20 protein-coding genes, 1 tRNA gene and 1 pseudogene are annotated in these 11,771 nt (G+C 36.2%); 21 read left to right on the forward strand and 1 reads right to left on the reverse strand.

The window, feature by feature from the left end; all coding sequences use genetic code 11:
- Window positions 1–87 precede the first annotated feature (87 nt).
- From HUT38_03420 to HUT38_03440, 5 genes are all read left to right on the forward strand, one after another.
- A complete protein-coding gene (locus HUT38_03420; GenBank protein NUQ57507.1) occupies window positions 88–279 on the forward strand; it encodes a hypothetical protein in 192 nt (63 codons plus the stop codon).
- A gap of 12 nt (window positions 280–291) precedes the next feature.
- On the forward strand, window positions 292–540 hold the full coding sequence (locus HUT38_03425; GenBank protein ID NUQ57508.1) for a hypothetical protein: 249 nt from the start codon (window positions 292–294) through the stop codon (window positions 538–540).
- Between the two features lie 66 nt (window positions 541–606).
- Window positions 607–1,413 carry a hypothetical protein gene (locus HUT38_03430; GenBank protein ID NUQ57509.1) on the forward strand — a complete coding sequence of 269 codons (807 nt, stop codon included), beginning with the start codon at window positions 607–609 and terminating at the stop codon, window positions 1,411–1,413.
- Between the two features lie 79 nt (window positions 1,414–1,492).
- Window positions 1,493–2,296, forward strand: a complete 804-nt coding sequence (locus HUT38_03435; protein ID NUQ57510.1) for an N-acetylmuramoyl-L-alanine amidase — start codon at window positions 1,493–1,495, stop codon at window positions 2,294–2,296.
- Between the two features lie 24 nt (window positions 2,297–2,320).
- Window positions 2,321–2,848, forward strand: a complete 528-nt coding sequence (locus HUT38_03440) for a hypothetical protein (protein ID NUQ57511.1) — start codon at window positions 2,321–2,323, stop codon at window positions 2,846–2,848.
- Here the strand turns inward: HUT38_03440 and HUT38_03445 are convergent.
- A complete protein-coding gene (locus HUT38_03445) occupies window positions 2,845–3,444 on the reverse strand; it encodes an HNH endonuclease (GenBank protein NUQ57512.1) in 600 nt (199 codons plus the stop codon). The genes HUT38_03440 and HUT38_03445 overlap by 4 nt on opposite strands.
- A gap of 192 nt (window positions 3,445–3,636) precedes the next feature.
- Here HUT38_03445 and HUT38_03450 point away from each other — a divergent pair.
- From HUT38_03450 to HUT38_03525, 16 genes and pseudogenes are all read left to right on the forward strand, one after another.
- A pseudogene (locus HUT38_03450) lies at window positions 3,637–3,891 on the forward strand (helix-turn-helix domain-containing protein).
- Window positions 3,892–4,082: 191 nt separating this feature from the next.
- Window positions 4,083–4,167: transfer RNA gene (locus HUT38_03455), tRNA-Tyr, on the forward strand.
- Window positions 4,168–4,378: 211 nt separating this feature from the next.
- Window positions 4,379–4,645 carry a hypothetical protein gene (locus tag HUT38_03460; GenBank protein ID NUQ57513.1) on the forward strand — a complete coding sequence of 89 codons (267 nt, stop codon included), beginning with the start codon at window positions 4,379–4,381 and terminating at the stop codon, window positions 4,643–4,645.
- Window positions 4,642–5,370 carry a helix-turn-helix domain-containing protein gene (locus HUT38_03465; GenBank protein ID NUQ57514.1) on the forward strand — a complete coding sequence of 243 codons (729 nt, stop codon included), beginning with the start codon at window positions 4,642–4,644 and terminating at the stop codon, window positions 5,368–5,370. Before HUT38_03460 ends, HUT38_03465 begins: the two co-directional genes overlap by 4 nt.
- Window position 5,371: 1 nt before the next feature.
- A complete protein-coding gene (locus tag HUT38_03470; protein ID NUQ57515.1) occupies window positions 5,372–5,803 on the forward strand; it encodes a hypothetical protein in 432 nt (143 codons plus the stop codon).
- A 51-nt stretch (window positions 5,804–5,854) separates the two neighbouring features.
- Window positions 5,855–6,166, forward strand: a complete 312-nt coding sequence (locus tag HUT38_03475) for a hypothetical protein (GenBank protein NUQ57516.1) — start codon at window positions 5,855–5,857, stop codon at window positions 6,164–6,166.
- 31 nt (window positions 6,167–6,197) lie between these two features.
- Window positions 6,198–6,371: a hypothetical protein gene (locus HUT38_03480; protein NUQ57517.1), complete on the forward strand. Its 174-nt coding sequence runs from the start codon at window positions 6,198–6,200 to the stop codon at window positions 6,369–6,371.
- 528 nt (window positions 6,372–6,899) lie between these two features.
- Window positions 6,900–7,529, forward strand: coding sequence for a hypothetical protein (locus tag HUT38_03485; protein ID NUQ57518.1), 630 nt, complete (start codon window positions 6,900–6,902; stop codon window positions 7,527–7,529).
- A gap of 31 nt (window positions 7,530–7,560) precedes the next feature.
- Entirely contained in the window at window positions 7,561–8,133 is a 573-nt protein-coding gene (locus HUT38_03490) for an HNH endonuclease (GenBank protein ID NUQ57519.1), read from the forward strand.
- Between the two features lie 4 nt (window positions 8,134–8,137).
- Window positions 8,138–8,959, forward strand: a complete 822-nt coding sequence (locus tag HUT38_03495; protein ID NUQ57520.1) for a hypothetical protein — start codon at window positions 8,138–8,140, stop codon at window positions 8,957–8,959.
- A gap of 274 nt (window positions 8,960–9,233) precedes the next feature.
- Complete coding sequence (locus HUT38_03500) at window positions 9,234–9,599, forward strand: hypothetical protein (protein ID NUQ57521.1); 366 nt, start codon at window positions 9,234–9,236, stop codon at window positions 9,597–9,599.
- Window positions 9,600–9,838: 239 nt separating this feature from the next.
- Window positions 9,839–10,147 carry a hypothetical protein gene (locus HUT38_03505; protein NUQ57522.1) on the forward strand — a complete coding sequence of 103 codons (309 nt, stop codon included), beginning with the start codon at window positions 9,839–9,841 and terminating at the stop codon, window positions 10,145–10,147.
- Window positions 10,137–10,457, forward strand: a complete 321-nt coding sequence (locus HUT38_03510; protein NUQ57523.1) for a hypothetical protein — start codon at window positions 10,137–10,139, stop codon at window positions 10,455–10,457. The genes HUT38_03505 and HUT38_03510 overlap by 11 nt, the downstream gene beginning before the upstream one ends.
- A complete protein-coding gene (locus tag HUT38_03515) occupies window positions 10,454–10,621 on the forward strand; it encodes a hypothetical protein (GenBank protein ID NUQ57524.1) in 168 nt (55 codons plus the stop codon). Before HUT38_03510 ends, HUT38_03515 begins: the two co-directional genes overlap by 4 nt.
- Before the next feature lies 1 nt (window position 10,622).
- Window positions 10,623–11,222 (forward strand): hypothetical protein, encoded by a 600-nt coding sequence (locus tag HUT38_03520; GenBank protein NUQ57525.1) that lies wholly within the window; start codon window positions 10,623–10,625, stop codon window positions 11,220–11,222.
- Window positions 11,223–11,310: 88 nt separating this feature from the next.
- Window positions 11,311–11,607: a hypothetical protein gene (locus tag HUT38_03525; protein ID NUQ57526.1), complete on the forward strand. Its 297-nt coding sequence runs from the start codon at window positions 11,311–11,313 to the stop codon at window positions 11,605–11,607.
- Window positions 11,608–11,771: the final 164 nt, after the last annotated feature.

The following is an 11,771-nucleotide window of genomic DNA, read 5'->3' on the forward strand; positions in this document are numbered from 1 at the left end:
AAACATAAGATTATTTAATTTAGTCAGGACATACGAAGCGGATATGATTGGACTTAAAGCCACAATATCGGCTTTGCAGGAAAAACAATGAAATTAACATTAGAACGCTATGCCTTAATCGGAATAATCGTTATCTTGTCAGGAACACTGGGCTGGTTTATCTATCAGAACCGAAAACAGAACAAAGTTAATGTTGAAAACATAAAAACAATAGTCCAGCAGGTAAATTACAACACCAAAGCCATTACCGAAATTATCAACTTTCTGCAGAAAAAATAATGGACGAATAAAATGAGCAAAGGAACTACGCACATCATAGAAATAATTGGAATAGGATTGACCATCGGCGGAGGTATTATGGGCTTTTTAATCGTTTCCGACAACAAACTGGAAGACGAAATCAAAAAAACTCAAACTGACTTAGGTGTAAAAAGCGAAAGAATTTCCGAACTTGGAGCGACGGTTACGGGCGTGGATAAAAGACTGGAAAGGATGGAAAATAAGTTAGATTTAATTTTACAAAATAAAGAACAAAGATGAACGAAGAAATAATTTACATCTGCGATGAGTGCGGCAAAGAGGTCGGGCAGGTATTCTGGTCAAAAGATGAAAAATGAATTAAAAAATTATGGCTTTAATCCCGAACTGATAGAAATCAAACCCGAAGAATATGTTTTTGGAGCGGAAAAAATCCCAATGGTTGTGATTAAACCTGATGGACAATATGATGATTTCTTGCCTATCTATGAACCGCAAGCGGAAAAATACGAAACAAGCGGTTGCACTGTTTGGGGAAGCCAAAATCAAGCGGAGTGTTATTTTAAAAAAGTTTTTGGCTTTGAGCCTAATTTTGCCGAGATATTTAATTATATTTTAGCCGGTGTAACCTTGGCCGGAGCCAATCCTCAAAACGCCTATGAAAGCATAAGAAATGACGGGGTAGTAGATAATGCACTTCTGCCAATCCCAGACACTTACGAGCAGTTTTCAAATCCTAAACAGATAACCAGCGAATTAAAAGCCAAAGGCAAGCAGTGGCTAGAACAATATGACTTCAAACACGAATGGCTTATCGTTCCGACCAAAGAACAGATAAAAAACACTCTGCCTTACTCGCCTGTCGCCATCGCTGTAACTGCTTGGATAGAACAAGACGGATTGTATATTGATAATGGACAGCCCAACACTCACTGGTGCTTGTGTTATGGATATATTGAAGACGAAAGAGGTATAATTCTGAAAATTTTTGACTCTTACGACCACAGCAAGAAATTACTGCACCCAGACCACAAAATATCGGTGGCGAAAAGAATTTATATCAAAAAAAAAGAACAACCAACAGAATTAAAAGAAACACCAAAGATTAGCTGGTGGTCGTTATTATTGGATTTTATAAAAGCGATTTTCGCTTAATACCCTATCCCCTGCTGATTGCCTCGCTTAAACAGCGAAAAAACGGCTTAAAACCCAGCAGGGGAGTGGGGAAGTGCTTATGAAATACATCATAGACGCGGGACACCGCAAAGGAGAGGGAGCCAACGCCAACGGAATAAACGAGGGCGAGCTGGTCATTAAAATACGGGATGAGCTTAGAAAACTTCTGCCCGACGCTTTATATGTTCCCGACAATCTGACCTTCCCCGAAACTTTGGAATTTGCCAGAAAGAATGTCCAGGCAGATACTATTGCCATTTCAATCCATCTAAACAGCAATAACAATGTTTATCTCAATGGCACGGAAGCCTATTACAGCGACAGGCGGGACTTGGCCGAGATATTTTCCGAAACGGTAGCCAAAAGGCTCGGCACGATTAACCTGGGGGCGAAACACGAGAAATATTCCTACTTCGGCACGCTGGGATTTCTCCATCTCCCCTGCCCTGGCGTTATCGTGGAGTGCGGTTACATCTCCAACAAAGACGACGTCGAAAAGATTAAAAATGGTATAATGAGTATAGCGTTGGGAATTTACGACGCTATCCAAAAAATTGAAATTGATAAAAAGAAAATAAGCATATTGAGGCAGTTAGTCGGCCTCCTGCAAAAATTATTGGCATTACAAAATAAAATGAAACTAGGAGCATTAAGTTCCACGCAAAATCCCGAAAAATTATCATTGACAGTCAAATCAATCGCCGCCGGTCTTCTTCCTGTAATTCATCTCATCACTGGCATTGAATTGGTAAACGAACAAGTGGATAAAGTGATAGATGCTGTGTTCGTTCTGTTCACTTCTTATCTGGCGATAAGAGGTTATATCAGAGCGAAAAGAAACTTGGGCGGAGTTCAGAATTAGCATTGAGGGGTGAGTCCCCTCTCTATGTTTGAATTTATCATAAGTCTGTTATCTGTTGCCGCTATCGCTGTTCCAGCGAAGCCATACGAATATCAGACGTATACGGCGGAGGCTGAAGAGCCTTATCTTGAAGCAACGGCAATCGTCCATAAGCCGGATGATTATGTATTGGACATAAAGGACACTCTGTCGGACAGTGTAATGGACACGTCAACAAGCTCTATCGGACATATAGAAAAAGAACCTTTAAAATTGGCTGAAATTTTAGCTTTAATTAAAAAATATTCTGTCCAATATAGCGTCTCTTATGAAGAATTAAAAAGAGTAATTGACTGTGAGAGTGATTTTCTACACGAAGGAATTTATGGAGATAATGGTCTTGCTTATGGAATTGCCCAATTTCACGAAAACACATTTAACCTTTTCAAGAAAGACGCAAAAATGGAGTGGATGGAGTATAAGGATTTAGAAGACCAAATACAGCTTATGGCTTGGAGTTTTGCTTATGGGCGACAAAATCATTGGACTTGCTGGTATTTGATAAAAACTTAATTTAAAGAAAAATGTTTTTGTCTATATTTTTTATTGTATATTTTTATTTTTTCTTTATTTTCTGGATTATCCCTATAACACTTTTTGGAACAAAACCTTTTGGTTGATTTGTTTCTTATATATCCTATAAATGTTTTTTTACAAAAAGAACATTTGAGTTTACCAAAATGTTTTCCGTCTTCCCAGTGAATTTTTTGATGTTCCCCATTTAAAATTACTGTTAAATTTTCAAGTCTATTATCTTGTTTATTGCCGTTAATATGATGAATATGCTCATTTTTCAACAACTTTCTTCCCAAAAAATCTTCCATAACTTTTCTGTGTAGATATTGTTTATCGCCAGTAGTCATTCTTAAATATCCATGATTGTTTTGTATTCCGCCTTTCCAGTTCCAAGATTTATTTCCTGTTCTGTTTTGGCTACCTAAAATATCACCACATATTTTACTGCAAGTTTTTTGTTTTGATGTTATCCTTAAAATAAACAATTTTTTACAAACAGGACAAATTATTTCCTTTTTTGGCTTTGTCCATTTTTTTATCCAATTAGGGTGTGGTGGGTGTCCTTTTGTAAATTGCCCAATTTTATTACGCATATTTTAATTTTAACATGTTTGGGGATTGCAAGCAATAGTTGCTGGAAAAGATTATAGCGGAGAGTTTGGCATTCTCCGGTGTAATTTTTACACCATTAGCAGAAAAATCAAACTTATAATCCTGCTAACGAATTGCGACAAAAACCGCCGAAGGCCGAGAGGAAACTCCGAGCTGGCGGTTTTTGTGTTATAATGAGAATAAGAAATAAGACCCCTTGCGTTGGGATACCGAATGGCATCTCGTTAAAGCAAGGGGCTTTCTTTTTATCCACAGGACAAAATTTTAAACTATGGCATTATGAAATTATGACTTTTAGGGGGCGACCAAGAAGTAAGGTGGATGATAATATTCTTTTAGAAATTAAAAATTTATATAACGAAAAAAAATCAATTTCTTCCATCGCCCAGAAATATTCCATTGACAGGGCGACTGTTTATTATTATTTAGGTAAAACAAAAAAAACACCAGCTAAATTCAATATTTTTATTAAAAAACCATTGGAAAGAAAACTGCAAACCAAAGAAAAGAAACAAATCAAGAAAGTTAAAATGTATAAAGACTATCTGGCCGAAGAAAACGCCAAAAGAAAAGCCAAAGGATTTTACTTATTCAAAATATCCCCTCTTGTAATGAAATCGGGGAAGTGGCGGAGTGGTCAATCGCACCAGACTGTAAATCTGGCGTCTCAAAAGGCTTCGTTGGTTCAAATCCAACCTTCCCCAAACAAAAAAGAGGCTCTTGCCTCTTCCCTGCCCGCCCCAGCCGGCCGGCTTGCCGAACCGCCCAGTAGCGGATAAATCCGTCGTTTGAAACCCGACAAAAAAATGTGTTTCGGTTCAAACTAATTAAATCATAGCACGGAATATAAAAGATTAAAACAATTTTTGAGTTATCCACAGTTGAACCGTGGTTGCACATTGATATAATTTCAATATGAAACGGAATAAAAACCCATTAACGGGAAAAGTTGGGTGGACAAAAGATTTTATGTGGCTTAAAAAGGGGATAAAATTTGGAGGACAAATGAACCCAAAAATTAAACCAAGAGAATGGTTTTATCTTTTGTATTTTGGAAACATAGAATCATTTAGGAAAAATACTCCCAAAGAAAAACAGGAACAAATACTACAATCTTGCATTGGAAGCCGCGCAACACAATGGAGAATTAAAAAAAAGTTAATTAAAAAGGGGTATTTATGATTAAGTTGCCTGATTTTATTATAATTCCTTACCAACTCCTAGAAGACAAGGAAATTTCTCTTATTGATGAAAGGCTGTATGGAGTAATTTATTGGTTTACTAAACTTAAAAACGAAAAATGCACGGCCAACAATCAGACCCTTGCCGAACTCATAAAAGCAACCACCGGCACGGTCGGCAACTCTTTAACTAAGTTGGAAAAATTAGGATATATCAAGAGAATTTTTAAAGGAAAACAAAAAAAAGTGAGAAAAGAAATTATACCTTTAGTGGTGTTTACCAAGGTATCATCCACAAATGATACATCTGTTAATGTATCATCTATAAATGATACGGTATCATCCACAAATGATACCCAGGTATCATCCACAAATGAACAGAATAAGAATAAAGATAATAAGAATAATAAAGAATACATTGCGAGGGCAAGCCTCGCACCCTGGAATTTTAAAACTTACTTAGAGGGAATGGATAACAACCAACGGAGAGATTTGCAAATCATCGCTCTTTATTGGAAATTTAAAAAATTTACTTTTACCAACCGGAAACAAGCAGAAGTGGAATTACGTCGGAGTTTACGAGCAGCCAAAGAGCTTGAACCTTATGAAGATGATAAAATTTGGCAAACAATGGACTGGTTAGTAAAAAACGCAGATTTCAAATGGACGCTTGAAAGTTGCGGAAAGTATATCAACGAAAAATTATCAGCATTAAAAACAAAATAATATGGCAATAAAACAACCAACGCAAAGGCAAATTAAAATATATAACTCTTTTGAACTTTACACTTTTGAAAAAGAATTAAATAAATATAAAATTTCAGATTTGCAAGGGAAAAAATATTTAACAGTCGGAGGCGAGTTTGCTTATCTTCAGGATAATGGAATAATACAAAGCAAATCAAAAATAATTCCAGAAATGAAAACACTTTCCGATTTACCAGAATATCGGATAGCACACTCAAAAATCAGCGAATACACCGAATATCTTAATAAAAGAAAACAATATGACGCTTGGAAATTCAAACAAAGATTTGCGATTGAAAAAAAACTGGAAGATTGGGACGAAGTTGCCAAATCAATGCCAGAAATTTCCTCTTGCGAAAGAGGAGATGAGATAACAACTGAAGACATAGATAAAGCATTTGATAATCTATGAACTGCGATATAAAAAAATGAAATATTTAAGTTTATTAACTTGTAATTATTTATGAAAATTCCAAAAAAAGTGCGGATAAATGGTTTTGATTGGCAAGTAAATTTTGACGCCAATGTTGCCTACGCGGGCGATGCGTTTGGTTCAACTCATTATCACAAACAGCAGATATTTCTTGACCCGTCCGAAACCCAGCAGAAAAAAGAGCAGTGCTTAATCCACGAAGCGATGCACGCTATTTTCTGGCAGACCGGATTATGGGAAAGATTAAAAAATATTCAAGGAATAAAAGAAGAAGAAATAATTCAAGCACTGTCTTTCGGGGTTTATCAATTTTTACGGGAAAATAAATTTTTAAGAGATTGAAAAAGTATAAAACTATGTTATGATAGAGAGTATGAAACAAACAAAAGAAATAAAAGAAGAAAACAAAATCTACGACAGAAACTTTTTTGTGAAGCAAGGGCGGGACGGAGTTTTAGCCCGCAATAAAAAACTTTCTAAAACTCAATTAAGCGAAATTGCCAAGAAAGGTTGGAAGACCAGAAATTTGACAAAAAAAGAAAAATAATTTGTTTTGCGTTATTCACAGATTGACCATTTGACACTGGTAGGGGGTAGCTTATAATAAACTCACATTAACAATTAACTGGTTTCCTCCCGTAATCGGAAGCGAAAAAAGGCAACAGCCTTAATAAGCCAAGAGGAGGGAATAACTGGTTTGGTTGTTAAAAAGGTCGCAGAAAATTTAAAAAATATATGTGGCAAGATTATTCAGAACTCCGAATCTCGCTGGCTGAACGCCGCCGAGAATTGAGGCGAGAGAGGATATACAAGCGGGCGTTTCTGATTTTAGTCGGATTGGGAACGTTGCACGCGATTATCAGCGTAATAAGAGTTTTATAAAAATGGACGAAGACGATGACATAATGACTGACTCCGATTTAGATGCCGCCAAAGACGTGGCGGAGTGGTCAAAAGAAATGACCGAAGAAGAGGAGAGAGACACAATTTAAAGGTCAAAATTAAAAATTAGTTGCAGAGTTGAGGTTTCGGTTTTTTGGCAACGAATTTCCGAAACTTCAACTCTAAAAATAAAATGAAAGAATTAACAATCAAAAACAATTACGACATCGCTCAACCGGTGCAAATGGTCTCAATGTCACAAGTGCTAAAAAAGCACATAATTGAACAGAAACTTTTTACTCCGATTGCCGGAAAAAATTATGTGCAAGTAGAAGGCTGGCAATTCGCCGGCGGATTGATGGGAATTTATCCGAGAATCGCCAGCGTGGAAAATTTATCAAATGACAAAGAAATAAAATGGCGAGCCGATGTTGAAGTCGTTAGAATGAAAGACGACAAAGTTTTATCCAAAGGTTTTGCTGTCTGCTCAAACAAAGAAGGAAAGAAAAAGAGTTTTGACGAATACGCCATACTTTCTATGGCTCAAACAAGGGCAATCGGAAAATCATACCGCAACCTAATAGGTTGGGTAATGAAATTGGCTGGATACGAAGCCACTCCGAGCGAAGAGATGGCAAAAATGGGCGAAGACGCAAAAATTCCAACAACTCCGAAAACATCGACAAAAATCGAAACTCCGAAAATTGAGGCCGAATGCGAAGAGTGTGCCAATCCTATAACCAAAGCCGAAGCCACTTTTTCCAAACGAATTTACAAAAAACAACTCTGCCGAAGTTGCCAAGCATTAAGAAAGAAAAAATAGACAGAGATTTAATTAGTGCTACAATATAATTATGAATATAGTAGCACCAGTGGGATATAATCAAAAATTAAAAGAAAATGAAAAAAGATGTATTGTTTGTGATAAGTTTTTTAGGAGAAGAGGAAAAAGAAAGTTTACAGCAAGATTTTGCTCCTTTAAATGTAAGGGAATATGGCAAAAAGGCAAAAATCTGACAGGAGGTAGACCTCATTCAGGCAAAAAAATAAAATGTTTAGTTTGTTTGAAAGATTTTTATGTTCCAAAATGTTATTTATTAAACAGAAAATATTGCTCAAAAAAATGTTGGTATAAAATTATAGGCAGAATGAATAAAGGAGAAAAACACTATAATTGGAAAGGTGGTATAAAACATAAAAATCAAAAATTAAGGGCATCTGCTAAATACAATAATTGGAGAAAAAAGATTTTTAAGAGAGATAATTTTACTTGCCAAATATGTAAACAAAAAGGTGGAAAATTAGAAGCAGACCATATACTTGCTTGGGCTGATTATCCAAAAGAAAGATTTAAAATAAAAAACGGAAGAACTCTTTGTAAAGATTGTCATAAAACAACACCAAATTATAAGCGAAATAGAAAATAAAAAAATGAAAGAAATTATAAATTTTGAATTATATAAAGGAAAAATAAAAGGCAATTTTTATCCAGAAACACACAGATATATAATAAACGGGAAAAGACCACCTTCAGTTACTGGTATTCTTAATATTATAGATAAAAGTCGTCCATTGATTTACTGGGCAGTTGGACTTTTTAAAAATTTTCTTTTTGAAAATTTACCAAACGGAATTACCGAAGAACACATCATTGAAGGCTCAAAGCTTCACGCTAGTTTTAAGGAACAAGCGGCCACGATAGGAGATTTAGCCCACAAATGGATTGAAGATTATATCGCCCATAAACTCAAACAAATAAAAGAAAAACCCGAAATTCCCGAAGACGCAAAAGTGTTAAACGCAATCAATGGATTTCTGCAATGGGAGAAAGAACACAAAGTTAAATTCATTTCTTCCGAGCGGGTGGTTTATTCCAAGAAATACGACTATGTCGGCAAAATGGACATTGAAGCGGAAATTGACGGTAAGCTCTGCTTGGTAGACATCAAAACTTCTAACGGATTATATAACACAGTTAGCTTGCAAACCGCCGCATATCTGAAAGCCGATGAAGAAGAAAGCGGGAAAAATTACGAGGGCAGATGGGCGGTGAGATTGGCGAAAGAAACCGAAGAAGAATATATCGCAAAAATGGAAGAAAAAGGAAAAGACACAAACGGCTATGTCGCTTTTGAGGCGAAATATCTTGATGACAAAATGATGAATATTGAACGAGATTTTAAAGCATTTTTGGCGGCAAAATCTCTGTATGAATGGAACAAAGAAACGGATTTTTATCAAAGTAAAAATTGAGCCGTATGACACTAGACCAACTTAAACAATTCGCCCATCAAGGAAAACTGATATTGCATAAATATAATGTCGGAAAGTTCACAAGAAACAAATATGTCTATTACGAAACGCAAAATCCCGATGACTCGAATTATTACGAAATAAAAGAAATCAAAAAAATTCCGTTCACTAGATATTATTATTCAGCTAGAACTTCCGATATGCCTGACCATAAAAGTTATAAAATAACAGCGGGGGATTATAAAGAATTATTAACTAACGGAGCAAAAGAGGAATGTTCGGGAAAATCACAATCCGCAAATCAGATAAACTTTTTCGGGAATACACTTTAAAAACTCGTCCGCATCGTTGCGAACATTGCGGACGGCAATATCCAGAGGGCAAAGGATTAGAGTTGTCCCATTTCTACGGCCGGCGTTCAGAATCAACCCGCCAGCATCCCGAAAATATTGATTTACTCTGTTCCGGCTGTCATAGAATATTCCACGAGCGGCCGGCAAGTTATGTGGAGTGGAAAAAAAATAAAATGGGCGAGAAGGAATTTGCGAAACTGACCTTGCGGGCAAATTCAATTCAAAAAAAAGACGAAAAATTGGCGATAATTTATTGGCGAGAAAAACTTAAAGAATTAGAAAAATAAAATGGCACACATTCAACGATGTTTACACTGCGGCGAAAGTATAGGCATACAATCCACTTTTTGCCGGAACTGCAAAGATGCGGATGGACGGGCAAAAATGGACAGAGAAAATAAAAAGATTTTTGCCGAAGCGGGGCTGGAATTTAACTGCGGATATTGTTCAAAACCGATAACTTATCACCCGACCAAGAGTGCTGATGAGGAATAATTAAAATGTTCAGTCGCTTAAAATTAAGAAAATGAAACGAACGCCTTTAAGAAAAATAGGAAAAATTGGCAAGGTGAATATCCAAGCCAATAAAAGATTAAAAGAACTGTTTTTTATTAAAGGTGTTAGAAATTGCGAGATAAGACTGGAAAACTGCACCTTGACTTGGCCGCTTCAATATTGCCACCGCCACAGGCGAAATTGGTATAAAGGAGATGTGGAAAAATTGTCAGACTATAAGCAAGTAATAATCGGTTGCCAAAATTGCCACGATGCCATAGATAGCAATGACGAATTATTAAAAAAGGTTTTCCAGAAATTGAGAGGCGATGATAATTAAAATCAAACCATTAAGCGTAAATAGAGCGTGGCAGGGAAAAAGATATAAGACGCAGGATTATGAAGATTATGAAACAGAATTATTGCTGAAATTGCCGAAATTGAAAATGGGAAATGGAAAATTGGAATTATATTTTAAATTTGGTTTTAGTAATAAAGGACAAGACATAGACAGCAGTTTAAAGCCCACGATAGATATTTTACAGAAAAAGTGGGGCATAAACGACAAAAATATTTACCGCTTAATTGTGGATAAAGAAATAACAAAAAGGGGCGAGGAATTTATAGAAATTAGTTTATGGGAAATATGAAAACAGAACCATTTAATCCAGAAAATCCCAAACATTTAAAAGGATTTGAAAATACTGTAAAAAAGTTATTGAAGAAAAGGCCGAAAATTTCTGGTGTTATCTTACCCAAGGACATTTATAAAAAATTGAAGAAAATTGGTGGTAATGGTTTTTTAAAGAATTAAAATGAAACTGGAGTTGTGGTGCAAAATAAAACAAGGGGCTTTCAGTTTCTCGCCGTTTAACAAATTAAAAATAACGGAATTTTTAAAAGGCCGGAACGAAAAGGATGTAAAGATGACGCTGGAGGACAAGGAGAAACCCAAAAGCGAGGAGTTTCTGGGTTGGTATTGGGCGGGACTTCTTCCGGCTTACATCGCTTACAAGAAGCATAACCTCACCCAAGCACAGCTGGACTTCAATCCCCTTATCTTGGACGATATGCTCAAAGACAAACGGATAACCAAAGACGAGATAGACGATTGGCATAATACCTTGATGACCGAGTTTCGTCCTTACATCGTTTATAACTTCAAAGGCGAGCCGAGCAAACAGCGGGGCGAGATGAAAAAAATGAACAACAAGGAAGCGGTGGAATACGCAACGGAAGTTTACGGGTATTACTTGGACAATGGCATACCAGTTCCAGATAACGAGAAGTTTAAAAAAGCGAAGATGTTGGCGGACTTGGTTCGGGAGGTCGGATATGATAAAGCTGTCAAAATGGATAAGAAAGAAAAAATAAGTTATCCCACCGACTACGACAGCTCCAAAATTGCTTTTTGAGTTATCCACAGGTAGGCTTGACACAGGAACACAGGGGGCTATAATAATAGCAGACCTTTAAAATTGGATAGAGGTAAGAAATAAATCCATGAAAAGAATAAATGTAGCAGGCATTAAACTGCACCAATTACAAGAAAGAGGGTTAATTCCCGAAAACCTTAAATTAGTTGGGGAATTGCCTCCAAGTTATTCAATCCACATCATCACAGGCGAGAGCACCAGCATTATAGCTTGTGCCGATGGTTTCGGCGGTGGTGTGGCTTGGGCAAGATTAGATTTTATCCCAAAAATAATCGGTAAGGAAACGCCCATTGACCAAGAAGAAATTAAATTTCTTCAAAAAAATTATCCAACGCTCGTAGAAGCAATTTATAATTTAGTTTAATTATTAACAGTAAATACACTCTATCCAATTAAGGTTTAATCAAAATGAAAAAAATAACTAGAAAGAAAAACGAAAAAAGGAAAGATTACTTATTCAGAGTTGCATTAGCGTATCTTAAACAAATAGAGCAATCAGAAGATTGCGATGTGTTGGGTCGGACTATT

The organism is Candidatus Paceibacter sp., from assembly GCA_013360865.1.
In the GTDB taxonomy this organism is placed as follows: domain Bacteria; phylum Patescibacteriota; class Minisyncoccia; order UBA9983; family UBA9983; genus SURF-57.